Raw genomic sequence first — 23,777 nt, 5'->3', positions numbered from 1 at the left:
ATGGCGGCGACCCAGGTCCTCAAGTCCGAGTGGACCAAGATCCGGTCCGTCGCGTCCACCGTCTGGACGCTCAGTCTCGCCGCGGTGGTCACGATCGTGCTGGGCATCCTGATCTCGCTGCTGTCGAAGAACGAGTTCGACAGGATGGGCGAGAAGGACCGGCTCTCCTTCGACCCGACGTTCATCAGCTTCGCGGGGATGACCCTCGGTCAGCTCGCGATGATCGTGTTCGGGGTGCTCGTGGTCGGCAACGAGTACAGCACCGGCATGATCCGCACCTCGCTGGCCGCGGTCCCGCAGCGCGGCACGTTCCTGTTCGGCAAGATCGCGGTGGCGACGGGGCTCGCCCTCGTCGTCGGCATGATCACCAGCTTCGTCGCCTTCTTCCTCGGACAGGCGGCGCTCGGCACGCACAGCGCGTCGATCAGCGACTCCGGGGTGCTGCGCGCGGTGATCGGCGGCGGCCTCTACATGACACTGATCGCGGTCTTCTCGATGGGTGTCGCGACGATGCTGCGCAGCCCGATGCTCTCGCTCGGCATCCTCATGCCGTTCTTCTTCCTGATCTCCAACATCCTCGGCGCGGTGTCCGCGACCAAGAAGCTCGGCCGCTATCTGCCCGACCAGGCCGGCAGCAAGATCATGCGGGTGGTGACCCCGATCGGCGACGACACCCCGTACGGCCCCTGGGGCGGCCTCGCGATCATGGTGCTGTGGGTGGTCGCGGCGCTCCTCGGGGGCTATGTGCTGCTGAAGAGGCGGGACGCCTAGACATTCAGGGTCTGGAGTCCTCTGGATACTCAGGGCCTGGAGTCCTCTGGACGCTCAGGGCCCGGGGTCCTCGCCGTTCGGGTGGGGTTCCAGGGCGTCGAAGTCCGTCCAGCCCTCCCAGCGCCACACGTCCTTGTCCAGGTCCGGCTGGAGCGGCACGAAGCGGCCCAGTTCGAAGTCGCCCGCCTCCAGGTCGAACCAGCGCTCGTCGGCGACCTCGGTGCCCAGGCCCACGGTCCGTGCCGTCAGCCTGACGAGGAGCTTGACGCCGTACGAGCCGGACAGCTCCTTGCCCTGGATGCGCCGGAAGGGCAGTTCGGTCACCGGTGCCTCGACCGGTATCCACACGGTGAACGGCGCCCCGCGCTCGACCGCGAGCCAGTAGCGCTCGTCGGCCGGTTCGCCCTGCGCGTCCAGGACCTTCAGCCACTGCTTGTAGATGACCAGGCTGCCGTCGTGCGGCGAGCGCTCCAGGTAGCGCAGATGCGCACGGGCACGCAGATCCACGACCGACAGGTTGTCGAAGCGGTTGTAGAAGCGGACGGCGATGATCGCGTCCTCGCTGCCGGCGTGGCGCCGCGAGTAGCCGGGGAAGTCCGCGGTCCAGGCGTGCGAGATGCTGGCCCGCTGCCGCCAGACGAACGGCCGCAGCGCGAACATCTTGATCAGGACGATGCCCAGCAGCACCGCGGGCACCAGGGAGCCGGTGACGGAGGCGACCGTGGCGAGCAACTGGTGCGCGGTGCTGTCCGGTTCGGGGTTGAGGTTGTCCGTACCGACGCTCGCCCGCAGTACCGCGAGGCTGAGGTCGAAGAGCCGCTCCCCGTTCGAGAACCGCTGCGCCATCGACCGCGGCGAATGCTCGGTGAGCGTCCACGCGGCCGCGATGACGACGGACAGCGCGGCCAGCGCGCCCAGTGTCATCAAGAGCAGGGCGTGGACGGTGCGTCCGGCGATCCACCAGCGAACGGACGTACGGAAGCGCGGATGTGACCGACCCCGCCTCGAGTACCCCACCCGGCCCCACCCGCGTCTCATCAACCTCAACTCACGTCCCCCGTAACCCACTTCGCCCCCACTCGTACAATGGGACGGCATGATTCCCGGTGTCCGTTCCGGCCAACCCCGCCCAAACGGGGAAACCAGGCCCCGCCCCGGGTACACCTCGCGTGGAAGGCTGTTGCCCGTATCGCGCGACCACCCCCGAAGGGCGTCACCGTGACGACGAAGGACCGAAGCCTGCAGGCGCTGGGCCTGGACGACGTGCCCGCGAAGCAGCCGCTCACCTATCCCGGCCGTCCCACCACCGAGCCCTCACTGCTCACCGGCGGCGAACTGCTCCAGCTCGACGTACGGCCGCTGCGGCTGGGCGAGTGGTACGTGGAGGAGCGCCAGGAGCAGCAGCGGCTCGACGAGGCGCTCGCCGACCTCGGCCAGGTCGGCACCGGGCACCGCCACCCGGTGATCGCCGTCGGCTCCAACGCCTCCCCCGGCCAGGTCGCCCACAAGCTGACCCGGCTCGGCATCCCGGCGACGGTGCCGATGGTGCCGGTGCGGGTGCACGGCATCGGGGTGGGCTGCTCGGGGCACATCAGTCCGGCGGGGTACGTGGCGGGGACGCCGTACGTCGACCCGCGCGCCGAGACCACGCTCGTCGTCACCTGGCTGGACTCGACGCAGTTGAAGGCGGTCGACGACACCGAGTTCCCTGACTACCGGCGGGCGATACTCCCGGGCGACGCGTTCGCGATGACGATGCCCTCCGGGGAGCGGCTCGGCGGCGCGTACATCTACTTCAGCGCGCACGGGGTGCTCGCCGATCCGGCCACGGGACAGCCGCGTCCGGGCGGCGGCGACCAGGCGGAGCTGCTCGCGGCGCTGCTGGCCGGGTCCGCCCGGCTGCGCGAACTGCTCGGTCCCGACCCGGCCACCTGGGTGCGGCGTGCGGGAGCCGACCGCGCGCTGCGCGAGCGGGGCACGCTGGTCTTCGGTGAGGAGGGCTGGGTACTGCCGCAGACGGACTTCCTGCCGTACGTCGACGACGCGTCCGAGCTGCGGCTGTACGACGATCTGCCGCCGCTGGACGACTCGCTTCCCCGTCGGGCGTGAGGCGTGCTCCGTATCGGCTGCGGTATCGGGTGCGGAGGTTCCGTTTCCAGCCTGACCAGGCAGGACGGGTACCTGACAAAGACGGGGGTGCAGGTAAGGCTCCAGGTAAGACCTTTACCCCAACCGTCCCCCGCGTGACCTGCACATTTTTACTTTCTCTTGAGTGGAACCGTCAGCGCCCCGATATCCTCCTAACCCTTACGGGGGCGTGCGCCCCGACGTCCTGAACCTTTCGATGGGTGCGGAGCATGATCGAGGCAGTCGGCCTGACGAAGCGCTACGGCGCCAAGACGGCCGTGTACAACCTTTCCTTCCAGGTGCGGCCGGGTGCCGTCACCGGCTTCCTCGGGCCCAACGGCTCGGGCAAGTCGACGACGATGCGGATGATCCTCGGCCTCGACAACCCCACCTCGGGGCAGGTCACCATCGGCGGCTTCCCCTACCGCAAGCTGCCCAACGCGCCCCGCCAGGTCGGCGCGCTCCTCGACGCCAAGGCCGTACACGGCGGCCGGCACGCCCGCAACCACCTGCTCTGCCTCGCCCAGCTGTCGGGCATCCCGGCCCGCCGGGTCGACGAGGTGCTCGGCGTGGTCGGGCTGCAGGACGTGGCCAAGAAGCGCTCCAAGGGCTTCTCGCTCGGCATGGGACAGCGGCTCGGCATCGCCGCCGCGCTCCTCGGCGACCCTCAGGTGCTGCTCTTCGACGAGCCGGTCAACGGCCTCGACCCCGAGGGCATCCTCTGGGTCCGCAACCTGATGAAGGCGCTCGCGGCGGAGGGCCGCACGGTCTTCGTCTCCTCGCACCTGATGAGCGAGATGGCGCTGACCGCCGACCACCTGATCGTGATCGGCCGCGGTCAGCTGCTCGCCGACCAGAACATCAAGGACTTCATCTCGCACAACTCGGCCGACTTCGCCCGGGTCCGCACCCCGGAGACCGAGCCGCAGCAGCGCGAGAAGCTGACCGCCGCGCTCACCGAGGCGGGCGGCCAGGTGCTGCCCGAGCAGGACGGCGCGCTGCGCGTGATGGGCCTGCCGCTGCCCCGCATCAGCGACCTCGCGCACTCCGCCGACGTACGTCTGTGGGAGCTGTCTCCGCATCAGGCCTCGCTGGAGGAGGCGTACATGCGGATGACGCAGGGTGCCGTCGACTACCGCTCGACCATCGACCAGAAGGCCGGGCTCCAGCAGGAGCTGCCGCCGGGTGCCATGCCGCCGCCGCAGCTGCCGGTAGCGGGCCAGGGCCAGCCGGGCTGGTACGCGCCGCCGCCGCCCCAGCAGGGCGGGCAGCCGTTCGCGATGCCGCAGGGCGCCCCGCAGGCGGGCCCCTACGGCGCTCCGGGCACCCCGGGTGCACCGGGTGCCGCGGACGTCAACCCGTACGCCCAGCCCGCTCCCCAGGCCCCGGCGCAGCCGCCCGCCGCGCCCCCGGCGCCCGCCGCGCCCACCGCCCCCGACCTGACCAAGCCCGAGGACGCCCGATGAGCACGCCCCCGCCCCCGATGCCGCAGCAGGCCGCCGCTGCCCCCACCTGGCAGGCGGCGCCCGGCACTTCGTACAGCTCGCCGATCCCGGTCACCCCCACCCACCTCGGCCACGCGCTCACCTCCGAGTGGACGAAGATCAAGTCGGTGCGCTCCACGCTGTGGACGCTCGGCATCTTCCTGCTCCTGGTGGTCGGCATCGGCTTCCTGGTCGCCGCGCAGACCCAGGACTCCGACTTCGGCGACGTGCCGTACACGATCCCGGCCTTCTTCGGGCTGATCCTGGGCCAGATCTGCCTGATCACGCTGGGCGTCCTGGTCGTCTCCTCCGAGTACGGCACGGGCATGATCCGCACGACCTTCACGGCCTCGCCGCAGCGCCACCGGGTGCTCACCGCCAAGCTGATCATCTTCTTCGCGGTGGCATTCACCGTCTCGGTGTTCTCCATCGGCCTGGTCGGCCTCATGACCTCGGCCATGCACAACGGTTCCTCGCACGTCTCGTGGGGCGGCACGGTCATCAAGGGCGCGCTGTACGTCTCGCTGCTGGGCGTCCTGTCGCTCGCGGTGGGCTCGATGCTGCGGCACTCGGCAGGCGCGATCACCACGATGCTCGGCCTCGTGCTGGTGCCCGCGATCCTGCCCGCGTTCCTGATGATGTCGCAGAGCATGCGCACGATCGGCGAGAAGATGCAGGAGTACGCCGCTCCCAACGCCCTCGCCAGGGTCTTCGCACTGGACAACGGGAACGGAAGCGGCGGCGCGCAGCTCGGCCTGCTCGCCGGGGTGACGGCGGCGGCGATCGCCGCCGCGTTCGTGCTGCTGGAGCGCCGGGACGTGTGAGGCCGCTGCGACCTGAAGTCTCCTAGAACCTGGGCGCGTTACGGGACCGCTGCACCCTTGAGGTGCGGCGGTCCTTCGCGTTCCAGCAGGCCTTGTGCCAGTGGCGGCGCTCGTCGACGCCCGAGTGCTCCGGCCAGGCCACCACGTGCGGGACGCCGGAGGGGATCATCTGGTCGCAGCCCGGGCAGCGGTAGGTCTTGCCCTCGGCGCTGGCGCCCGCCACATGACGCACGCTCCACTCCTCGCCCTGCCAGCTCTCCGTGGACTGCCAGCCGCCGTACCGCCCGGAGCGGTCGTCCTCCGCGCTCCGGTCGGAGGGGTCAAAACCCTTGGGACGGTTGCGACGCGGGGACACAGGACACCTCACGGAGCTATACAGGGAGCAGGGTCTTCTCCAGCCTACGCGGAGCGGACAGGGGTAGCAGTACCCCACCAACCCCCTCAGACCGCCCTCCCGTCGGCCCATTCTGCAGACAATCCGCAAATCTCTCCGACAGGCCGTGTCCTCGGCACGTGTCGGACGGTTATGCCGGTGGGGGAGCTCCGCGTCGGAGCCGAGGAAGCAGGAAAGCACCATGCACGTTGGAAGTTTTGTACTGGCGGCCCAGTTCCCTGGCCAGGGCCAGGGAGAGGCCCTGCACCGCGCGGTGCGCACGGCCGAGGTCGCCGAAGAAGCCGGACTCGACGCGGTATGGCTGGCCGAGCACCACTTCGTGCCGTACGGGACGTGCCCGTCGGCGGTCACCCTGGCCGCCCTGCTGCTGGGCCGCACCAGCCGCATCCGCGTCGGTACGGCGGTCAGCGTACTGCCCACCGTCCACCCCGTCGCCCTCGGCGAGCAGGCCGCGCTGCTGCACGTGACATCCGGCGGCCGTTTCACGCTGGGCGTGGGGCGCGGCGGGCCCTGGGTGGACCTGGAGGTCTTCGGCGCGGGCCTGGAGGCGTACGAGAAGGGGTTCCCGGAATCACTCGATCTGCTGGTGCGCTGGCTGCGCGAGCCGTCCGTGGAAGGGCGGGGTGAGCGGTTCAGGTTCCGCGAAGTGCCCGTCGTGCCCCGGCCGTCGGAGGCGCTGAGCGGCTCCCCCGGCCCCGAGGTCGTCGTCGCCTGCACCTCGCCGGCGAGCGTGCGGCTCGCCGCCGAGCGGGGGCTGCCGATGCTCCTCGGTATGCATGTCGGTGACGAAGAGAAGGCCGAAATGGTGTCCCTGTGGCGGCAGTTGGCGCGTGTGGCGGGCCGTGCGACGGACGAGATCCTCGGCGCGGCCCATGTGTCGGCCGGCGTCTGCCAGATCGCGGACCGTCGCACCGACGCCGTCGAGACTCTCCTCAAGGCGATGCCGGGCTGGCTGAGGCAGGGACTGGACGCGCATGTGACGGTCGACGGCCGCGCCCGCGCGATGCGGGACCCGCTGGCGTACACGGAACTCCTGTGCGGGCTGCACCCGGTGGGCACGCCGCGCCTGTGCGCCGACCGTCTCGCGGCCACCTCGGAGCGCACCGGAATCTCCCGGTTCGCCCTCCTCGTCGAGGGCTCCGGCGACCTGGCGGCGACAGAGGAGAACATCCAACGGCTCGGCACCGAGGTACTCCCCCACCTCGGCTGAGTCAGGTCACCGCGGACGGCGTGGGCCCGGGAGAGGGTGCGGGCGCCCTGGGCCCACCAAGGGTCTCCAGGGCCCCACGACCGGCTTGTCCCGCCCCGCGGCCCGGACAACTCGGTCTCCCTGACCCGACGCACACACCCACCCACCCACGGTCCACGTCCCGCCGTCGGCCCGGAGACCCGGGGGAGCCTGCCGCCCCGTACAGATGCACCTCCCGCGTACGGAGCGGCAAGCAATGCGGCATCAAGGCGTCACGTCAGCAGTCTCGGAATTCCGGCGACTGATTCAGCAGCTGACTGCGCACCGAGGTGAAGCGTGCCAGCGTGTCGTCCACTGAGGCGTCCAGTGGGAACACCGCCACCCGATGGCAGTTCTGGAAGGCCAGCCGCACACCGAAGTGCCGCTGCAGCGCGCCGCGTATCGCGTCACTCGCGAGCGCACGCAGCAGCTGGCCACGCGCCTGCTCGTCCGGCGGAGGCGTCTGGTTGTCGGCGAAGTTGCCGCCGTCCACCTTCAGCTGAGCCACCAGGGAGCTGATCATCTCCCATGCGTAGGGCAGGGAGGTCCGGACGCAGTCGACGAATTCTGCTTCGTCGACCTCGCCTCGCTCGGCCTTCTCGAGTAGGGCCGGTGAGACGTCGAGCGACATGGGTTCTCCTCTCGCACCCCCAGACCTCGGGGGTTGCCGGACAGGTCAGGGACATTCGCGATGTCGAACACTCTGAGTACATGCATCGCGACCTCCCGTTTATACGGTAAGCAACGTACGGTGACGGCACCAGGAGAATGCGCACATAGTGAACTCCCAGTAGGCCCACAATCAGCCAAGCCCGAACAGGCGTCTTCCAGGGCGAATCGCGTGGACCTCTGCCCGTCGAGTAGCGTTGCGGACCATGCGTCTCGTCATTGCCCGCTGCTCCGTTGACTACGCGGGCCGGCTCACCGCCCATCTCCCGTCGGCCCCCCGCCTCATCCTGGTGAAGGCGGACGGCAGCGTCTCGATCCACGCTGACGACCGGGCCTACAAGCCCCTCAACTGGATGTCGCCGCCCTGCACCCTGAAGGAGGGTTCCGGCGACGAGGAGGGCGTCTGGACCGTCATCAACAAGGCGGGCGAGAAGCTCATCATCACGATGGAGGAAGTCCTCCACGACTCCTCGCACGAACTCGGCGTGGACCCCGGCCTGATCAAGGACGGCGTGGAAGCGCACCTCCAGGAGCTCCTCGCCGACCGCATCGAAACGCTCGGCGAGGGCTACACGCTCATCCGCCGCGAGTACATGACGGCCATCGGCCCCGTCGACATCCTGTGCCGCGACGGCGAGGGCCGGACCGTCGCCATCGAGATCAAGCGCCGCGGCGAGATCGACGGCGTCGAGCAGCTCACCCGCTACCTGGAACTGCTCAACCGCGACCCGCACCTCGCGCCGGTCCGGGGCGTCTTCGCCGCCCAGGAGATCAAGCCGCAGGCCCGCGTCCTCGCCACGGACCGCGGCATCGGCTGCACGGTCCTGGACTACGACGCGCTGCGGGGCATCGAGGACGACAAACTGCGGTTGTTCTGATTCGAACGACTTTGACTCAATCGGCCATGTAGTTCACCGGGCAGAAGTGAGGGCCGGGTCCGATGTCGGACCCGGCCCTCACTTGTGTCGTGGTGCTCAGATCACCGCGCCGTTCGGCGACCCGGCGGCGCTGCTGCTCGCGGGCACGCTCGCCGCGCTGCTCTGCGGAGCGCCGGCGCTGGTGCTCGCGGGGACGCTGGAGGCGGGGCCGCTGGCGGTGTTCGAGGTGGACGGCGCCGTCGTCGTCGGGGTAGTGGCGGTCGGGGAGGACGACGTCGACGGCGGATCCGTCGGGCTCACCGACGTCGAAGGGCTCGTCGACGGCTTCGGCGAGGTCGACGGCGGCTTGGACGTCGGCGGCTTGGAAGTCGACTTGGACGGCGACGTCGACGTACCCCCGCCCCCCTTCGTCCCACTCGGGCTGTCCGAAGGCTGCCGGCTCGTGCTCGTCGGCGGCGTCGGGTCGTCCGAGGTCCCGTACGTGCCGTCGGGGCCCGGATCCGTCGGCGTGGACACCACGCCCGCGTCGCTGCCGCCCCCGCCCTTCTTCGCCTTGTCGGCGCCGAGGCTGTCGTCCTGGCCGCCCTGGCTGGCCGAGGGGTTGACGCCGACCTTCTCGGACGGGTTGTCGGTGTTGTTGTTCGAGGTCGCGCCGAGGGTCACCACGGTGCCGAGCACCGCGACGAGCAGCGCACCCGCGCCCGCGGCCACCAGGTTGCGCCGGGTGCCGGTGACCAGGCGGGTGCCCATGCCCACGCGCTTCGACGCCGGGCCGGGTTCGGCCCGGTAGGTGACCAGCGTCGAGGGCTCCCCGGCCGGAGAGGACAGCACGAACGCGGCCGGTACGCCGCCGGGCGGCGATGCCGACTCCTCGTGCCGCGCGTCGGGCACCTCCTCGCCCGCCGCCGTGCGCCCACCGGGCAGTACGGCCCCGGAACGGTCGGCGACCAGCGCGAGGGCCCTGCGGCCCGCGACGGTGCCACGCTTGTCGGCGAGGGCGCCGCGCAGCCCGATGGAGGACTCCAGCTCGGCACGGGCGCGGTCCAGCTGACCGCCGCAGAGCGCGAGGATGCCCAACTCGTGGTGGAAGTAGGCCTGTTCGCCGACCTCGCCGGCGAGCCGGGAGGCCTCCGCACCGGAGCGCAGCGCGCGCTCCCAGGCGTTCCAGTTCAGTCCTGCGGCGAAGGCGGGCGCGGCCGTGCGGGCCAGCTGCACGGCGACGCTCTCGTCCTGCTCGTCGGCCGGGGGCGTGGTGAGCGGGACCAGGACGGTGAGGGCGGCGAGCACGGCGTCGGCCTCGGCGCAGACCCGTTCCGGGGTGACCGAGGGGTGTCCGGCCCACCAGGTGTAGTGCTGGGCCGCGGTGCGGGCCTGCTCCTCCAGCACGTCGGCGTATCCGGCGGCCTCCAGCTGGGCCTGCACACCGGCGGCGAGCCGGTAGCGGGAGCCGACCGGGGAGACCAGCGCGCAGCCCGCCAGTTCGGCGAGCGCGGCGTCGGCGTGGGTGTCGTCCACGAGGGCGGGCAGATGCGTCTGGTGCGGCACCTCACCGCCGAGCGCGATGGCGAAGCGCAGGGTGGCACGGGCCGACCCGCTCAGGCGGGAGGCGAGCAGCGCGGCGGGCGCGGCCCCCTCGGCGAGCGAGGGCAGCGGTACGTCGTGATCGTCGGCGGCCTCGAAGGGCGCGTCGGCCGGCAGGTCGACCGGGGCGTCCTGGAAGACGCCGAAGTCGTCGAAGGCGTCCTCCTTGGCCTGCAACTGGTCGCGCTGTCGCAGCAGGGCGCCGGCCTGCATGAAGCGCAGCGGCAGGCCCTCGGACTCGAACCAGAGGTCGCCCGCCCAGTTCGCCTCCTCCTCGGTCAGCACGCGTCCGACGGTCCGCTCCAGGAGCTCGAGGCCGCCGCTGCGGTCGAGTCCGCCGAGGAAGACCTCTTCGAGGAGGGAGTCGGTGGAGGGCGCGGGCACGTCGGGGGTCGCGGCGATGGCGAAGGCGCACTCGGGGGTGGCGTCGAGGAGTTCGTCGAGCGCGGTGCCGCCGATCTCCACGTCGTCGAGGACGACGACCGCGCCGATCCCGTGGACGAGTTCGAGCAGTTCGTCCCGTTCGGGGCGGTACAGGGCAGCGTTGTAGACGGCGGCGAACAGGTCGTACAGCAGGTCGGTCGCCGTGCGCCGGTATCCGGAGAGGCGGACGACGCCGTCGGGGGCGAGGTCCGCGCAGTCGTCGGCGACGGCGTCGAGCAGGCTGGTGCGGCCGGAGCCGGAGGGGCCGGTGAGGCGTACGGAACGCCCGCGCGCCAGCAGGCGGACGAGCCGCTCGCGCTCTTCCTGGCGCTCCAGGAGCGGCAGTCGGGGCTGGGCGGGGCCCGGCGGTACGGGCGGCAGGGCGGCGCGGGCCAGATCGGCACGCTCGGCGGCACTGAACTTCGTGGGCCGCTGCGGTCGCTCTCCCGGCGGGCAGGCCTCTATCTCGCTGCCGTCGACGGGGTTGACCGTGAGCAGGAAGTCGCCCGAGACGAGTTGGACGGTACGGGCGAGTGCGGGTGTGTGCTGACCCAGGTCGGCGGTGAGCGCATCACGCGGCGGGCGCGAGCGAGGCGCCTGGCCGTCGTCGTCATGGCCGTATTCTTCGGGTCCCCGGTTGTTCGGGTCCATGTTCCAAGCCCCCCAAAAGCGTCGTGTGCGGATCTTGTCGCCGGGAGTCCGGTGACAAGGACCCAGGCCCCTCCCGGCCTTGCTGCACACCGCGCTGTCGCTTCTGGTCCGGTGCCCGCTCGTAGGGTTTCGGGTGGCGGGCAGCCGAACCCTAAACCTTCGCACAGTATCTCCGACAGGCCGGGGTACCGCGCCGTCCGAGACGTCACAGTCTCGTGAGGATTGTGCGCGAGGTGCGTTTCGTACGCCGCTCAGGAGGCGTACGCCGGATCACACCCGGGGCAGCGACTCGACTCCGATGCCGCCCTCGATCGCGAGGATCCGGTGCAGCCGGGTGGCCACCAGCAGGCGCTGCATCTGTGGTGGTACGCGGCGCAGCACGAGCCGCCGACCGCACCGCCCGGCCCTTCGGTGGGCCCCCATGATGACACCGAGGCCGGTGGCGTCCCAGGAGTCCAGCTCGGACAGGTCCAGCACCAGGTCGCCGACTCCGTCGTCGACGGCCGAGTGCAGGACCGTACGGGCGTCCGCCGCGCTGCGTACGTCGAGGCGGCCCCCGACGACCAGCTCGGCGTGGTCGCCCCTGATGTACATATGCGCTCCCCGAGAGTGCGTCTCGTACTCTGCGTCGGTCTCTCTGCGTCAGTGTCGGTCCGCAGTTTTGCGTGTGCACCGTCTGACTGGCTTGAGGCCGCAGAGGTTGCCGTCTGTAAGCGAACCGATACCGAATTCACCTCATGGGGTGACACCCCAGAGGCACGTGCGGTTTCCGTGACGGGTGATGCTGGATGACTCGCTTGATTCAGTGCTTGTAGAAGCCCTGCCCGCTCTTGCGCCCGATGTCACCGGCGTCAACCATCCGGCGCATCAGCTCCGGCGGGGCGAACTTCTCGTCCTGCGTCTCGGTGTAGATGTTGCCGGTGGCGTGCAGGAGGATGTCGACGCCCGTGAGGTCGGCCGTGGCGAGCGGGCCCATGGCGTGACCGAAGCCCAGTTTGCAGGCGAGGTCGATGTCCTCGGCGGTGGCCACGCCGGACTCGTACAGCTTGGTGGCCTCGACGACGAGCGCCGAGATGAGACGGGTCGTCACGAAGCCGGCCACGTCACGGTTGACGACGATGCAGGTCTTGCCGACGGACTCGGCGAACTCCCGCGCGGTGGCGAGGGTTTCGTCGCTCGTCTTGTAGCCGCGCACCAGTTCGCACAGCTGCATCATCGGTACGGGTGAGAAGAAGTGGACGCCGACGACCCGCTCCGGCCGCTCGGTGGCCGCGGCGATCTTCGTGATCGGGATGGCGGAGGTGTTCGAGGCGAGCACGGTGTCGTCCCGCACGATCTTGTCGAGCGCGCGGAAGATGTCGTGCTTGACCTCGAGCTTCTCGAAGACGGCCTCGACGACGATGTCCGCGTCCGCGGCGGCGTCGAGATCGGTGGTCGCGGTGATCCGGCCGAGCGCGGCATCGGCGTCGTGCGCCTCCAGCCTGCCCTTGCTCACGAACTTGTCGTACGAGGCCTTGATGCCGTCGATGCCGCGCGTGAGCGCCTCGTCGGTGACATCGCGCAGAACGACGTCCCAGCCCGCCTGCGCGGACACCTGGGCGATACCGGACCCCATGAGCCCGGCTCCGATGACGGCGAGCTTCCCTGCCACTGTGCGACTCCCCTGACGCGGTGTTTATGTCTGCCTCTCGGGCGGACACTAGCGCTCGTGAGGGCCTGTGTGACCGGTAAGTAATGCGCGTCACGTCTCATCTGACGGACATCACACCGGATGGCTCACCCCGCGTCGCGGACCGCGTAGTTGAGCACCTTCTCGCTCAACAGCTCCTCCATGTCATCGAGGAGAAGAAGTACCTCACGTGATACTTCGTCCGGATTGCGGCCGGCCATCATCTCCCGGCCGATGACGGCCATGACCGTCTGGTGGACCCAGTTGATCTGTCCTGCGATCAGACCGGGCAGCGGGTCGTCGGCGGACGCGGCGGTCTCCTCGCGCAGCGCCTCCTCCAGGTTGTCGAGCACCTCCTGACCGATCGCCCACAGCCGTGAACGGAGGGCGGGAGCCGCGTGGATGACCTGCATGAAGCGGGCGTATCCGTCCATCAGGCCGACCCGCGGCGAGACCGCCGCGACCTCGTCACGCAGTTCGCGCAGCACGGCGACGGCGGCCGACTCCCCCTTCTCCCGGCCGCGCACCCAGCGGGCGAGCCGGTCGACGACACCCTGGGAGCGGTCGAGGAAGAGGTCCTCCTTGGTCGGGAAGTAGTTGTAGACGGTGTTGACGGAGACGTCCGCGGCGTCCGCGACCTCCGCGACCGTCACCGCGTCGAAGCCGCGCTCCAAGAACAGACCGGTGGCGACATCCGAGATGTACTGCCGGGTCTGCCGCTTCTTCCGCTCCCTGAGCCCTTCAGCCATGTCCGCATCGTAGCTTCGCTGGAGCCGATGAAACCTTGGGCGCATAGAAATATTGGTGACAGAGAAATCTTGGTGTCATTGCAAACTTTCAGGGACTCTGTTTCTCTGGGGGCATGGCAATCATCAGTACGGCCGGTCTGGCGCGTACCTTCCGGACGAAACGCGGCCTCGTGGAGGCCGTCCGCTCCATCGACCTCGCCGTGCGGCCCGGCGAGATCCTCGGCTTCCTCGGCCCGAACGGCGCGGGCAAGACGACCACGCTGCGCATGCTCACCACCCTGCTGAAGCCCACCGGCGGCGCGGCCACCGTCGCGGGCTGCGATCTGGCCACCGACCCCGCCGGGGTGCGCCGCGCCAGCGGCTATGTGGCGCAGTCGGGAGGCGTCGACCCGCACGTGACCGTGCGGGAGGAACTGGTCACCCAGGGGAGGCTGTACCGCCTGCCGAGGGCTCAGGCACAGGAACGGGCCGAGGAGTTGGCGCACGACCTGGACCTGACCGGACTGCTCGACCGCAGGACGGCCGCGCTCTCCGGCGGGCAGCGCCGCCGCCTGGACATCTCGATGGCGCTCACGCACCGCCCGCGGGTGCTGTTCCTGGACGAGCCGACGACCGGCCTGGATCCGGCCAGCCGCGCGGACCTGTGGGACCTGGTCCGCCGGCTGCGCGACGAGCACGGCACCACGGTCTTCCTGACCACGCACTACCTCGACGAGGCGGACGCCCTCTCCGACCGGCTCGTGATCGTCGACCGGGGAGTGGTCGTGGCCGACGGCACACCGAGCGCGCTGAAGCTGACGCACGGCGGTGCGCCCGACGCGTCGCTCCAGGACACGTTCCTCGCGATCACCGGGCGCGGCCCGGCACCCACCGACTCCGACCCCGTGGCCGTATAGGACGTAGAGGACCCAGGAACCGATGCTTCTCCACGACACCGCGCTGATCTTCGGGCGCTACGCCCGCCAGACCCTCCGCTCCCGCTTCGCAATGCTCTTCGGCGTCCTGATGCCGCTGCTGTACCTGCTCTTCTTCGGCCCGCTCCTGACCGGCCTGCCGCTCGGCTCGCGGGGCGACTCCTGGCAGGTCCTGGTCCCCGGACTGCTGCTTCAACTCGGGCTGTTCGGAGCCGCGTTCGCCGGTTTCACGATCATCATCGAGAAGAGCCAGGGAATCGTGGAACGGATGCGGGTCACCCCCGTGAGCCGGCTCGCGCTGCTGCTCGGCAGGGTCCTGCGCGACGCCGCCGTCTTCGTCTTCCAGGCGGTGCTGCTGGTCCTGGCGGCACTGGCGATGGGGCTGCGCGCGCCACTCGCCGGCATCCTGATCGGCTTCGCGTTCGTCGCCCTGCTCACCCTCTCCCTCGCCTCCCTCTCCTACGCCCTGGCCATGAACGTCCGCACCCCGCAGGAGTTCGGCCCCGCCATCAACGCCATGACGATGCCGGCCATGCTGCTGTCCGGCCTGATGCTCCCGATGACACTGGCTCCCGGCTGGCTGGACGTGCTCTCGCACTTCATGCCGTTCCGCTATCTGGTGGACGCGGTGCGGGACGCGTACGTGGGCTCGTACGCCACGGCCCACATGCTGTACGGCGTCCTGGTCGCCCTCGGCCTCGTGGCGCTCTCCGTGACGGTGGGCACACGTGTCTTCCGGAAGGCCGGAGCATAACTACGCTGGCCTCATGGTCAATCTGACGCGCATCTACACCAGGACCGGCGACCAGGGCACCACCGCTCTCGGGGACATGAGCCGGGTCGCCAAGACCGATCCCCGGATCTCGGCCTACGCGGACGCCAACGAGGCGAACGCGGTGATCGGGACGGCGATCGCGCTGGGCGGTCTCGACGAGGAGATCGTCGCGGTCCTCACCCGGGTCCAGAACGACCTCTTCGACGTCGGCGCGGACCTGTCGACCCCGGTGGTCGAGGACCCGAAGTTCCCGCCCCTGCGCGTCGAGCAGTTCTACATCGACAAGCTGGAGGCGGACTGCGACCGCTTCAACGACGAGCTGGAGAAGCTGCGCTCCTTCATCCTGCCCGGCGGCACGGCGGGCGCGGCCCTCCTCCACCAGGCCTGCACGGTCGTACGACGGGCCGAGCGCTCGACATGGGCGGCCCTGGAGGTGCACGCGGAGGTGATGAACCCGCTCACCGCGACCTACCTCAACCGCCTCTCCGACCTGCTGTTCATCCTGGCCCGCACCGCCAACAAGGAGACCGGGGACGTGCTGTGGGTGCCGGGGGGCGAGCGCTAGGTTCTGTCGTGGGTGACCGGGGCCCGTTCGGGCCAGAGCAGATACGTCAGGGCGATCAGGCCGTGGAGCCCCACCGCCCGTAGCGCCACCCACTGGAAGGCGCGCAGCGACGAGGTGTCGCCGGCGCCGACGAACCAGATCGCGCCCTGGAGGAGGGCGCACGCGACGGTCGCCGCGAGGAGGGTGCGGAGCCAGAGGCGGCCCTCGTGGGCGGCCCGGCGCAGGCCGAAGCGCGGGGGCTTCGGCGGGGGCGGGCCACCGGCCAGGCGGTGCGCGGCGTGGCCGTCCAGCCGGCGGATGGTGTAGTGGCCGTAGGCGACGGTGAAGCCGAGGTAGAGCGCGGCCAGGCCGTGTTCCCAGCTCGGCTCGGCGCCGTTCCTGAGGTCGATCGCCGTCGCCACGAAGAGCACCACCTCCAGCAGGGGTTCACACAGCAGCAGGACCACGCTCGTGCGGCGCAGCCTCAGCAGATAGCGGACGGCGAGGCCGGCGGCCAGCAGCACCCAGAAGCCGGCCTCGCACGCGACGATCAACCCGACGATCACGGTTCGCTCCTCTCGGTCACCCCTCCAGGCTCGCGTCCGGGGCGGCGCGGATCGTCGTCGGCGGTGACGAAGTCCCGGTACATCGAAAGATGCAGTTCCGGACCCTTCCTGGGCATCAGGCGACGGCCCGGTGCACCGTGTTGGATGAGGTCATGGACGCAGTCATGGCCAGGCGACCGCCCCGCCCCCACCGCGACGACGTGGGCATCGCGGTCGGTGGACTGCTCGGCGGGCTCTTCCTGTGGAGCGTCGGTCTCTACAGCCGTACGCCGGACGATCCGGTCTCCCGTGTGGACCAGGGCTGGGCCGTCCTGGTGCCGCTGGCCGTGATGGCCTGCTGCGAGCTGCTGCGCCGGACACGGCCGCGCACCGCCCTGCTCGTCGGCACCCTCGCGCTCGTCGCCGACCTGCTGACCCGCGGCAGCCTGGTCACGGTCGTGATGTTCACGGACCTGGTCTACGCGGCCGTCCTGTACGGCTCCCCCGGCGCGGCCCGCCGTATCCCCTGGATCACCGGGCTGGTCACGGTGATCGCGACCGTGTGGCCGGTCGCGGCCTGGCACAGGCCGGAGGGGCTGCTGATCGGCGCGTACACCGGCCTGGTGACCTTCACTCCCGCCGCCACCGGCTGGATCGTCCGCAACCACCGCGACACCGCCGTCGCCGAACGGCTGCGCGCCGAACAGACGGCCCTGCTCGCCGAGATGGACCGCGCCCAGGCCGTCACCGCCGAACGGGCCCGGATGGCACGGGAGTTGCACGACATGGTGGCCAACCATCTCTCCGCGATCGCGATCCACTCCACGGCCGCGCTCTCCCTCGACGACCCGAAGACGTCCAAGGACGCGCTCACCGTCATCCGTGAGAACAGCGTCGAGGGGCTCGCCGAGATGCGCCGGCTGATCGGGATCCTGCGCGACGGCAGCGGCGACCGCGAACCGGCCGCGGCCCCCACCCTCGACGGTCTCGGCGCCCTGGTGGCCGGCGCCCGCGCCAACGGGCTCGACGTCACGCTCACCACCGAGCACGGCACGGTGCCCGCCCCGGTCGAACTCGCCGCGTACCGCATTGTCCAGGAATCGCTGACCAACGCCCTCAAGCACGCGCCCGAGGGCCGCGTCACGGTGACCCTCGCCCAGCGGGACGGCTCGCTCGCCATCGCGGTGACCAGTGCCTACGGCGGTCCGAGCGGCCCCCGCGCCCCCGGTTCCGGCACCGGTCTCGTGGGTATGCGGGAGCGGGCCGACCTGCTCGGCGGCAGCTTCGAGGCGGGGCCCGAGCCCTCCCCCGACAGCGGGAACGGCAAGAACAGCAGGGACGGCGGGGACGGCAGGGACGGCAAGATCTGGGCCGTACGTGCCACCCTGCCCCTCGTCCAAGGAGAAACCGAATGATCCGCGTGCTCGTCGCCGAGGACCAGTCCGCCGTACGGGCCGGGCTCGTCCTCATCCTGCGCAGCGCGCCCGACATCGAGGTGGTCGGCGAGGCCGCGGACGGCGAGCAGGCGGTCGCGCTCGCCCGCGAGCTCCGCCCGGACCTCGTTCTGATGGATGTGCAGATGCCCCGGCTCGACGGGGTGTCCGCCACCCGTCAGGTCGTCGCCGAGCACCTCGCCGACGTGCTCGTGCTCACCACCTTCGACCTCGACGAGTACGTCTTCGGGGCGCTGCGCGCGGGCGCCTCGGGGTTTCTGCTGAAGAACACGGAGGCGAGGGATCTGCTGGTGGCGGTGCGGACGGTGGCGAGCGGCGAGGGGCTGATCGCCCCGGCCGTGACGCGTCGGCTGATCGCCGAGTTCGCCGCGAAGCCGGTACGGGAGCCGAGCGCCGACCCGGCCGTGCTCGACGCGCTGACGCGCCGGGAGCGGGAGGTGCTGTCCTGCCTGGGTGAGGGGCTCTCCAACGCGGAGATCGCGGGACGGCTGGACATGGCGGAGGCGACGGTGAAGACCCACGTCAGCCGTCTGCTGGGGAAGCTGGAGCTGCGTAGTCGGGTCCAAGCGGCCGTGCTGGCGCAGGAGTTGGGGGTCTGACTCACGGCGCGGGCGCACTGGTCCAGACCTATTGACCTATGGTCCAGACCTTTCTATTCTCGCCGCACTGCGCTTAGCCATGCCCACGACACTCCCGAGGAGAGGCATCATGCGCTTCAGAACCAGATTCCGACAGCGAACCGTGGCAGGACTCACCACTCTGCTGCTTCCGCTCGCCGCCCTCGTCGGGCTCGCGAGCCCCGCCTCGGCAGCCACCTCCGCCACCGCCACGTACACCAAGACCCAGGACTGGGGTACGGGCTTCGAAGGCAAGTGGACGGTCACCAACACCGGTACCACCAGCATCAGTTCCTGGACGATCGACTGGGACTTCCCTTCCGGTACGTCCGTCACCTCGGCCTGGGACGCGGACGTCACCTCCTCCGGCACCCACTGGACCGCGAAGAACAAGTCGTACAACGGCACCCTCGCCGCGGGCGCCTCCGTCTCCTTCGGCTTCAACGGCGCCGGCACGGGATCTCCGACCAACTGCACGCTCAACGGCGGCAGTTGTGACGGCGGCACCACCGTCCCCGGTGACAACCCACCGAGCGCGCCCGGCACCCCCACCGCCTCCGCGATCACCGACACCTCGGTGAAGCTCTCCTGGAGCGCGGCCACCGACGACAAGGGCGTCAAGAACTACGACGTCCTGCGCGGCGGCACCAAGGTCGCCACCGTGACCACGACCTCGTACACGGACACCGGTCTGACCGCCGGCACCGACTACTCGTACACCGTCCAGGCCCGTGACACCGCCGACCAGACCGGTCCGGTCAGCGGCGCGGTCGCCGTGCACACCACGGGCGGCGGTACGACCCCGCCCCCGACCGGCAACGCCGTCAAGCTCGGCTACTTCACCGAGTGGGGCATCTACGGCCGCAACTACAACGTCAAGAACCTGGTGACCTCGGGCTCGGCGGCGAAGATCACGCACATCAACTACGCCTTCGGCAACGTCACCAACGGTCAGTGCGCGATCGGCGACTCCTACGCCGACTACGACAAGGCCTTCACCGCCGACCAGTCGGTCAGCGGCGTCGCCGACACCTGGGACCAGCCGCTGCGCGGCAACTTCAACCAGCTGCGCGAGCTGAAGGCCAAGTACCCGAACATCAAGATCCTCTGGTCCTTCGGCGGCTGGACCTGGTCCGGCGGCTTCGCCCAGGCCGCGGCCAACCCGACCGCCTTCGCCCAGTCCTGCTACAACCTGGTCGAGGACCCGCGCTGGGCCGACGTCTTCGACGGCATCGACATCGACTGGGAGTACCCGAACGCCTGCGGTCTGTCCTGCGACACCAGCGGGGCCGCGGCCTACAAGAACCTGATGCAGGCCCTGCGCGCCAAATTCGGCACGGGCAACCTGGTCACCGCGGCCACCACGGCCGACGGCACCTCCGGCGGCAAGATCGACGCCGCCGACTACGCGGGCGCCTCGCAGTACGTCGACTGGTACAACGTGATGACGTACGACTTCTTCGGAGCGTTCAACGCACAGGGCCCGACCGCCCCGCACTCCCCGCTCACCTCGTACAGCGGCATCCCGACGCCGGGCTTCACCACCGCCGACGCGATCGCCAAGTTCAAGGCGAAGGGCGTGCCCGCGAGCAAGCTGCTGATCGGCATCGGCTTCTACGGCCGCGGCTGGACGGGCGTCACCCAGGACGCACCGGGCGGCACGGCCACGGGTCCGGCGGCGGGAACGTACGAGCAGGGCATCGAGGACTACAAGGTGCTGAAGACGTCCTGCCCCGCCACCGGCACGATCGCGGGGACGGCGTACGCGCACTGCGGCAGCAACTGGTGGTCCTACGACACCCCGGCAACCATCGGCACGAAGATGACCTGGGCCAAGAACCAGGGCCTGGGCGGCGCGTTCTTCTGGGAGTTCAGCGGAGACACCAGCAACGGCGAACTGGTGAGCGCGATCAACAGCGGACTGGGATAGCCGCTGGGCCACATTGACGCTCCCCAGACTTCGTCCGGGGGGACCCCCCACCCAGCGAGTGAATGTGGCCTTTCAGGCCACATTCACTCGCTGTCCGGGCGGGGCTGCCTCCAGCCACGCGAGGAAACCGGTCAGCGCGTCCTCGCTCATCGCCAGTTCCAGGCGGGTGCCCCGGTGCACGCAGGCCAGGATGATCGCGTCGGAGAGCAGGGCGAGTTCCTCCTCCCCGTCCGGAGTGCGGCGGCCGGCCACCTCGATCGCCGAGCGTTCCAGGACGCGGCGCGGGCGCGGGGAGTACGAGAAGACGCGATACCACTCGATGCGGTCGCCGTTGTAGCGGGCGACGCCGTAGCCCCAGCCTTTTCCGTTCGGGTCGCTCTTCTCCGGGACGTCCCAGCGCAGGCTGCAGTCGAACGTGCCTCCGGAACGCTGGATCAGCCGGCGGCGGAGGCCGAAGACGAACAGCCCCACCACCACGAGCGCCACTACCAATCCGCACACAGTCAGAGCGAGGACCATCGACACCGACCTCCTCGTCTCCTAGGTAACGGAAAAGAAAAAACCTCCGCATTTGCCTCAGCCGCGGCGGGGGCCGGAGTGATCCGGTCCCCGCCGCGGCTGAGGCAAAGCATCACACAGCGCGGCGACTCAGCGCGCCGACACCGCCCGCAGACGGACGTCCGCGCGGCGCTCGGCGGAGGCATCGCCCTCCGCCTTCGCGCGCTCGAGCTCCCGCTCCACACGCTGGACGTCGATCTCGTCCGACAGCTCGGCGATCTCGGCCAGCAGTGACAGCTTGTTGTCGGCGAACGAGATGAAACCGCCGTGCACCGCGGCGACGACCGTTCCACCATCACTCGTACGGATGGTCACCGGGCCCGACTCCAGCACACCGAGCAGCGGCTGGTGACCGGGCATGACGCCGATGTCGCCGGACGCGGTACGCGCGACGACCAGGGTGGCCTCGCCGGACCAGACACTGCGGTCCGCGGCGACGAGCTCGACGTGCAGCTCAGCAGCCAAGGTGGGCTCCTCGGGTCACCACCCGGCATGGCCGCCGGGTGTTGGGTCAAAGTCTAATGGGCGTACGGAGGGGGACGGGACGCGCCCCGCGAGGTGCGGTCCCGTCCCCCTCCCTTACGAACACGAGTTCCTCAGGGACCGGAGTCCCTCAGTTACGCGAGGTTCAGGAGACGCCGAGCTCCTTGGCGTTGGCCTTGAGGTCCTCAATGCCACCGCACAGGAAGAACGCCTGCTCCGGGAAGTGGTCGTACTCACCGTCGATGATCGCGTTGAAGGCCGCGATCGACTCCTCCAGCGGGACGTCCGACCCGTCGACGCCGGTGAACTGCTTGGCGACGTGGGTGTTCTGGGACAGGAAGCGCTCCACGCGACGGGCGCGGTGGACAGTGAGCTTGTCCTCCTCGCCGAGCTCGTCGATACCGAGGATCGCGATGATGTCCTGGAGGTCCTTGTACTTCTGCAGGACCGACTTGACCCGCATCGCGGCGGCGTAGTGATCCGCCGCGATGTAGCGCGGGTCCAGGATGCGGGACGTGGAGTCCAGCGGGTCCACGGCCGGGTAGATGCCCTTCTCGGAGATCGGACGGGACAGAACCGTCGTCGCGTCGAGGTGGGCGAACGTGGTGGCCGGGGCCGGGTCGGTCAGGTCGTCCGCGGGGACGTAGATCGCCTGCATCGAGGTGATCGAGTGACCACGGGTCGAGGTGATGCGCTCCTGGAGGAGACCCATCTCGTCGGCCAGGTTCGGCTGGTAGCCCACCGCGGAGGGCATACGGCCGAGCAGGGTCGAGACCTCGGAACCGGCCTGCGTGAAGCGGAAGATGTTGTCGATGAAGAACAGCACGTCCTGGTTCTGGACGTCACGGAAGTACTCCGCCATCGTCAGACCCGCCAGAGCCACGCGCAGACGGGTACCCGGGGGCTCGTCCATCTGACCGAAGACAAGCGCGGTCTTGTCGATGACGCCCGAGTCCGACATCTCCTCGATGAGGTCGTTGCCCTCACGGGTGCGCTCACCGACACCGGCGAACACGGAGACACCGTCGTGGTTGTTGGCGACGCGGTAGATCATCTCCTGGATGAGCACCGTCTTGCCGACACCGGCACCACCGAACAGACCGATCTTTCCACCCTTGACGTACGGGGTGAGAAGGTCGATGACCTTGACGCCGGTCTCGAACATCTCGGTCTTCGACTCGAGCTCGTCGAAGCGCGGGGCCTTGCGGTGGATGGACCAGCGCTCGCCCTCGTACTTCTCCTCGGAGTTCAGCACCTCACCGAGAGTGTTGAACACCTTGCCCTTGGTGAAGTCACCGACGGGGACGGTGATGCCCGTGCCCGTGTCGGTGACCGCGGCCTGGCGGACCAGACCGTCGGTGGGCTGCATGGAGATCGTGCGGACCAGGCCGTCACCCAGGTGCTGGGCGACCTCCAGGGTCAGCGTCTTCTTCTCGCCGGCGTTGGCCGGGTCGGCCACCTCGACGTGAAGGGCGTTGTAGATGTCCGGCATCGCGTCGACGGGGAACTCCACGTCGACGACCGGGCCGATGACCCGGGCGACGCGGCCCGTGGCAACGGCCGTCTCAGAAGTCGTCGTCATTACTTGTCACTCCCCGCGGTCGCGTCGGCAAGGGCTGCGGAGCCACCGACGATCTCGCTGATTTCCTGGGTGATTTCGGCCTGGCGGGCCGCATTGGCAAGACGGGAGAGCGTGGTGATCAGGTCTCCCGCGTTGTCGGTCGCCGACTTCATCGCGCGGCGGGTGGCGGCGTGCTTGGAGGCAGCCGACTGGAGCAGCGCGTTGTAGATACGGCTCTCGACGTACCGAGGCAGCAGGGCGTCGAGGACGTCCTCCGCCGACGGCTCGAACTCGTACAGCGGAAGAATCTCGCCCTTGGGCGCCTCTTCCGCGACCTCTTCGAGGCGCAGCGGCAGCAGGCGGCCGTCGACCGCCGTCTGCGTCATCATCGAGACGAACTCGGTGTAGACGATGTGGAGTTCATCCACGCCGCCGTCCGCCGTCGCCGTCTCGATGGCCTCGATCAGCGGCGCCGCGACCTTCTTGGCGTCCGCGTAGGTGGGCTCGTCGGTGAAGCCCGACCACGACTGCACGACCGTGCGCTCACGGAAGTTGTAGTGGGCCAGACCGCGGCGGCCGACGATGTACGTGTCGACCTCCTTGCCCTCCGCCTCAAGACGGGCGGTCAACAGCTCCGCCGCCTTGATGGCGTTGGAGTTGAAGGCGCCGGCCAGTCCGCGGTCGCTCGTGAGGAGCAGCACCGCGGAACGGGTCGCCGTCTCCGCCTCCGTGGTCAGCGGGTGCTTGGTGTTCGAGCCGGTGCCGACCGCCGTGACCGCGCGGGTGAGCTCGGTCGCGTACGGCGCGGAGGCCGCCACCTTGCGCTGCGCCTTGACGACACGCGAGGCGGCGATCATCTCCATCGCCTTGGTGATCTTCTTGGTCGCGGTGACGGATCGGATGCGACGCTTGTAGACCCGGAGCTGGGCTCCCATGAGTCAGGTCCCT

The 23,777-nt window shown here is 69.9% G+C and carries 24 protein-coding genes; 12 read left to right on the top strand and 12 right to left on the bottom strand.

All coding sequences use genetic code 11. The features are described 5' to 3' along the window. On the top strand, positions 1–771 hold the full coding sequence (locus tag ACFZDJ_RS17035) for an ABC transporter permease (RefSeq protein WP_384917027.1): 771 nt from the start codon (positions 1–3) through the stop codon (positions 769–771). Between the two features lie 54 nt (positions 772–825). On the opposite strand, the gene ACFZDJ_RS17030 is transcribed toward ACFZDJ_RS17035, so the two are convergent. Next, positions 826–1,695 carry a hypothetical protein gene (locus ACFZDJ_RS17030; protein WP_390931995.1) on the bottom strand — a complete coding sequence of 290 codons (870 nt, stop codon included), beginning with the start codon at positions 1,693–1,695 and terminating at the stop codon, positions 826–828. Between the two features lie 294 nt (positions 1,696–1,989). Here ACFZDJ_RS17030 and ACFZDJ_RS17025 point away from each other — a divergent pair, with 294 nt between their 5' ends. The 3 genes from ACFZDJ_RS17025 to ACFZDJ_RS17015 all read left to right on the top strand — a co-directional run bounded on the left by ACFZDJ_RS17025 (position 1,990) and on the right by ACFZDJ_RS17015 (position 5,206). Next, positions 1,990–2,880: a hypothetical protein gene (locus ACFZDJ_RS17025; RefSeq protein ID WP_248003129.1), complete on the top strand. Its 891-nt coding sequence runs from the start codon at positions 1,990–1,992 to the stop codon at positions 2,878–2,880. A 248-nt stretch (positions 2,881–3,128) separates the two neighbouring features. Then, on the top strand, positions 3,129–4,364 hold the full coding sequence (locus tag ACFZDJ_RS17020; RefSeq protein WP_391059785.1) for an ATP-binding cassette domain-containing protein: 1,236 nt from the start codon (positions 3,129–3,131) through the stop codon (positions 4,362–4,364). After that, a complete protein-coding gene (locus ACFZDJ_RS17015) occupies positions 4,361–5,206 on the top strand; it encodes an ABC transporter permease (RefSeq protein WP_390932001.1) in 846 nt (281 codons plus the stop codon). The genes ACFZDJ_RS17020 and ACFZDJ_RS17015 overlap by 4 nt, the downstream gene beginning before the upstream one ends. A 22-nt stretch (positions 5,207–5,228) precedes the next feature. Here the strand turns inward: ACFZDJ_RS17015 and ACFZDJ_RS17010 are convergent, their stop codons facing one another. After that, positions 5,229–5,561, bottom strand: a complete 333-nt coding sequence (locus tag ACFZDJ_RS17010) for an ATP/GTP-binding protein (protein ID WP_099920635.1) — start codon at positions 5,559–5,561, stop codon at positions 5,229–5,231. Positions 5,562–5,781: 220 nt separating this feature from the next. On the opposite strand from ACFZDJ_RS17010, the gene ACFZDJ_RS17005 reads away from it, so the two are divergent. Beyond that, positions 5,782–6,810 (top strand): LLM class flavin-dependent oxidoreductase, encoded by a 1,029-nt coding sequence (locus ACFZDJ_RS17005; RefSeq protein ID WP_391059782.1) that lies wholly within the window; start codon positions 5,782–5,784, stop codon positions 6,808–6,810. 256 nt (positions 6,811–7,066) lie between these two features. Here ACFZDJ_RS17005 and ACFZDJ_RS17000 read toward each other — a convergent pair whose 3' ends face one another. Next, positions 7,067–7,459 (bottom strand): SCO5389 family protein, encoded by a 393-nt coding sequence (locus ACFZDJ_RS17000; protein WP_101400700.1) that lies wholly within the window; start codon positions 7,457–7,459, stop codon positions 7,067–7,069. Positions 7,460–7,703: 244 nt separating this feature from the next. Here ACFZDJ_RS17000 and nucS point away from each other — a divergent pair, with 244 nt between their 5' ends. Further along, positions 7,704–8,375 carry an endonuclease NucS gene (gene nucS, locus ACFZDJ_RS16995; protein WP_168511249.1) on the top strand — a complete coding sequence of 224 codons (672 nt, stop codon included), beginning with the start codon at positions 7,704–7,706 and terminating at the stop codon, positions 8,373–8,375. Between the two features lie 96 nt (positions 8,376–8,471). Here the strand turns inward: nucS and ACFZDJ_RS16990 are convergent, their stop codons facing one another. The 4 genes from ACFZDJ_RS16990 to ACFZDJ_RS16975 all read right to left on the bottom strand — a co-directional run bounded on the left by ACFZDJ_RS16990 (position 8,472) and on the right by ACFZDJ_RS16975 (position 13,448). Then, positions 8,472–11,030: an ATP-binding protein gene (locus ACFZDJ_RS16990; RefSeq protein WP_391059779.1), complete on the bottom strand. Its 2,559-nt coding sequence runs from the start codon at positions 11,028–11,030 to the stop codon at positions 8,472–8,474. A gap of 270 nt (positions 11,031–11,300) precedes the next feature. After that, positions 11,301–11,624 carry an STAS domain-containing protein gene (locus tag ACFZDJ_RS16985; RefSeq protein WP_030596935.1) on the bottom strand — a complete coding sequence of 108 codons (324 nt, stop codon included), beginning with the start codon at positions 11,622–11,624 and terminating at the stop codon, positions 11,301–11,303. A 208-nt stretch (positions 11,625–11,832) separates the two neighbouring features. Further along, positions 11,833–12,681, bottom strand: coding sequence for a 3-hydroxyacyl-CoA dehydrogenase family protein (locus tag ACFZDJ_RS16980; protein WP_054233213.1), 849 nt, complete (start codon positions 12,679–12,681; stop codon positions 11,833–11,835). 125 nt (positions 12,682–12,806) lie between these two features. Continuing rightward, on the bottom strand, positions 12,807–13,448 hold the full coding sequence (locus ACFZDJ_RS16975) for a TetR family transcriptional regulator (protein ID WP_390932009.1): 642 nt from the start codon (positions 13,446–13,448) through the stop codon (positions 12,807–12,809). A 113-nt stretch (positions 13,449–13,561) separates the two neighbouring features. Here ACFZDJ_RS16975 and ACFZDJ_RS16970 point away from each other — a divergent pair, with 113 nt between their 5' ends. The 3 genes from ACFZDJ_RS16970 to ACFZDJ_RS16960 are packed head-to-tail and all read left to right on the top strand — an operon-like array spanning position 13,562 to position 15,702. Next, positions 13,562–14,344 (top strand): ATP-binding cassette domain-containing protein, encoded by a 783-nt coding sequence (locus tag ACFZDJ_RS16970; protein WP_390932010.1) that lies wholly within the window; start codon positions 13,562–13,564, stop codon positions 14,342–14,344. A gap of 22 nt (positions 14,345–14,366) precedes the next feature. Continuing rightward, entirely contained in the window at positions 14,367–15,116 is a 750-nt protein-coding gene (locus ACFZDJ_RS16965) for an ABC transporter permease (RefSeq protein ID WP_391059776.1), read from the top strand. A gap of 13 nt (positions 15,117–15,129) precedes the next feature. Next, on the top strand, positions 15,130–15,702 hold the full coding sequence (locus ACFZDJ_RS16960; RefSeq protein WP_384916999.1) for a cob(I)yrinic acid a,c-diamide adenosyltransferase: 573 nt from the start codon (positions 15,130–15,132) through the stop codon (positions 15,700–15,702). On the opposite strand, the gene ACFZDJ_RS16955 is transcribed toward ACFZDJ_RS16960, so the two are convergent. Next, positions 15,699–16,247, bottom strand: coding sequence for a hypothetical protein (locus tag ACFZDJ_RS16955; protein WP_391059772.1), 549 nt, complete (start codon positions 16,245–16,247; stop codon positions 15,699–15,701). The two genes, ACFZDJ_RS16960 and ACFZDJ_RS16955, sit on opposite strands and share 4 nt — an antisense overlap. 164 nt (positions 16,248–16,411) lie before the next feature. Between ACFZDJ_RS16955 and ACFZDJ_RS16950 the strand changes: the two genes are divergently transcribed. The 3 genes from ACFZDJ_RS16950 (at position 16,412) to ACFZDJ_RS16940 (ending at position 20,227) form a co-directional block, all read left to right on the top strand. Continuing rightward, entirely contained in the window at positions 16,412–17,641 is a 1,230-nt protein-coding gene (locus tag ACFZDJ_RS16950) for a histidine kinase (RefSeq protein WP_391059769.1), read from the top strand. Beyond that, complete coding sequence (locus ACFZDJ_RS16945) at positions 17,638–18,279, top strand: response regulator (RefSeq protein WP_384916994.1); 642 nt, start codon at positions 17,638–17,640, stop codon at positions 18,277–18,279. Before ACFZDJ_RS16950 ends, ACFZDJ_RS16945 begins: the two co-directional genes overlap by 4 nt. 109 nt (positions 18,280–18,388) lie before the next feature. Continuing rightward, the gene (locus ACFZDJ_RS16940) at positions 18,389–20,227 is read left to right on the top strand and encodes a glycosyl hydrolase family 18 protein (RefSeq protein WP_390932017.1); all 1,839 of its coding nucleotides are present in this window, start codon (positions 18,389–18,391) and stop codon (positions 20,225–20,227) included. Positions 20,228–20,299: 72 nt separating this feature from the next. Here the strand turns inward: ACFZDJ_RS16940 and ACFZDJ_RS16935 are convergent, their stop codons facing one another. From ACFZDJ_RS16935 to ACFZDJ_RS16920, 4 genes are all read right to left on the bottom strand, one after another. After that, positions 20,300–20,746, bottom strand: a complete 447-nt coding sequence (locus ACFZDJ_RS16935; protein WP_054233219.1) for a DUF2550 domain-containing protein — start codon at positions 20,744–20,746, stop codon at positions 20,300–20,302. A gap of 129 nt (positions 20,747–20,875) precedes the next feature. Continuing rightward, the gene (locus tag ACFZDJ_RS16930) at positions 20,876–21,250 is read right to left on the bottom strand and encodes a F0F1 ATP synthase subunit epsilon (RefSeq protein WP_054233220.1); all 375 of its coding nucleotides are present in this window, start codon (positions 21,248–21,250) and stop codon (positions 20,876–20,878) included. Positions 21,251–21,413: 163 nt separating this feature from the next. Next, entirely contained in the window at positions 21,414–22,850 is a 1,437-nt protein-coding gene (gene atpD / locus ACFZDJ_RS16925; RefSeq protein ID WP_390932019.1) for a F0F1 ATP synthase subunit beta, read from the bottom strand. Next, positions 22,850–23,764, bottom strand: coding sequence for a F0F1 ATP synthase subunit gamma (locus ACFZDJ_RS16920; protein ID WP_168495592.1), 915 nt, complete (start codon positions 23,762–23,764; stop codon positions 22,850–22,852). The genes atpD and ACFZDJ_RS16920 overlap by 1 nt, the downstream gene beginning before the upstream one ends. Between the last annotated feature and the right edge of the window lie 13 nt (positions 23,765–23,777).

The sequence above is a fragment of the Streptomyces sp. NPDC007896 genome (assembly GCF_042959425.1).
GTDB lineage: Bacteria > Actinomycetota > Actinomycetes > Streptomycetales > Streptomycetaceae > Streptomyces.
This window is presented reverse-complemented; position numbering and strand designations above follow the sequence as displayed.

Excerpts from the sequence above, each read along its gene's own strand:
- ACFZDJ_RS17035 (WP_384917027.1), top strand. The coding sequence starts at position 1 with ATGGCGGCGACCCAGGTCCTCAAGTCCGAGTGGACCAAGATCCGGTCC.
- ACFZDJ_RS17030 (WP_390931995.1), bottom strand. The coding sequence starts at position 1,695 with ATGACACTGGGCGCGCTGGCCGCGCTGTCCGTCGTCATCGCGGCCGCG.
- ACFZDJ_RS17020 (WP_391059785.1), top strand. The coding sequence starts at position 3,129 with ATGATCGAGGCAGTCGGCCTGACGAAGCGCTACGGCGCCAAGACGGCC.
- ACFZDJ_RS17015 (WP_390932001.1), top strand. The coding sequence starts at position 4,361 with ATGAGCACGCCCCCGCCCCCGATGCCGCAGCAGGCCGCCGCTGCCCCC.
- ACFZDJ_RS17005 (WP_391059782.1), top strand. The coding sequence starts at position 5,782 with ATGCACGTTGGAAGTTTTGTACTGGCGGCCCAGTTCCCTGGCCAGGGC.
- ACFZDJ_RS17000 (WP_101400700.1), bottom strand. The coding sequence starts at position 7,459 with ATGTCGCTCGACGTCTCACCGGCCCTACTCGAGAAGGCCGAGCGAGGC.
- nucS (WP_168511249.1), top strand. The coding sequence starts at position 7,704 with ATGCGTCTCGTCATTGCCCGCTGCTCCGTTGACTACGCGGGCCGGCTC.
- ACFZDJ_RS16990 (WP_391059779.1), bottom strand. The coding sequence starts at position 11,030 with ATGGACCCGAACAACCGGGGACCCGAAGAATACGGCCATGACGACGAC.
- ACFZDJ_RS16985 (WP_030596935.1), bottom strand. The coding sequence starts at position 11,624 with ATGTACATCAGGGGCGACCACGCCGAGCTGGTCGTCGGGGGCCGCCTC.
- ACFZDJ_RS16975 (WP_390932009.1), bottom strand. The coding sequence starts at position 13,448 with ATGGCTGAAGGGCTCAGGGAGCGGAAGAAGCGGCAGACCCGGCAGTAC.
- ACFZDJ_RS16970 (WP_390932010.1), top strand. The coding sequence starts at position 13,562 with ATGGCAATCATCAGTACGGCCGGTCTGGCGCGTACCTTCCGGACGAAA.
- ACFZDJ_RS16965 (WP_391059776.1), top strand. The coding sequence starts at position 14,367 with ATGCTTCTCCACGACACCGCGCTGATCTTCGGGCGCTACGCCCGCCAG.
- ACFZDJ_RS16960 (WP_384916999.1), top strand. The coding sequence starts at position 15,130 with ATGGTCAATCTGACGCGCATCTACACCAGGACCGGCGACCAGGGCACC.
- ACFZDJ_RS16950 (WP_391059769.1), top strand. The coding sequence starts at position 16,412 with ATGGCCAGGCGACCGCCCCGCCCCCACCGCGACGACGTGGGCATCGCG.
- ACFZDJ_RS16945 (WP_384916994.1), top strand. The coding sequence starts at position 17,638 with ATGATCCGCGTGCTCGTCGCCGAGGACCAGTCCGCCGTACGGGCCGGG.
- ACFZDJ_RS16940 (WP_390932017.1), top strand. The coding sequence starts at position 18,389 with ATGCGCTTCAGAACCAGATTCCGACAGCGAACCGTGGCAGGACTCACC.
- ACFZDJ_RS16935 (WP_054233219.1), bottom strand. The coding sequence starts at position 20,746 with ATGGTCCTCGCTCTGACTGTGTGCGGATTGGTAGTGGCGCTCGTGGTG.
- atpD (WP_390932019.1), bottom strand. The coding sequence starts at position 22,850 with ATGACGACGACTTCTGAGACGGCCGTTGCCACGGGCCGCGTCGCCCGG.
- ACFZDJ_RS16920 (WP_168495592.1), bottom strand. The coding sequence starts at position 23,764 with ATGGGAGCCCAGCTCCGGGTCTACAAGCGTCGCATCCGATCCGTCACC.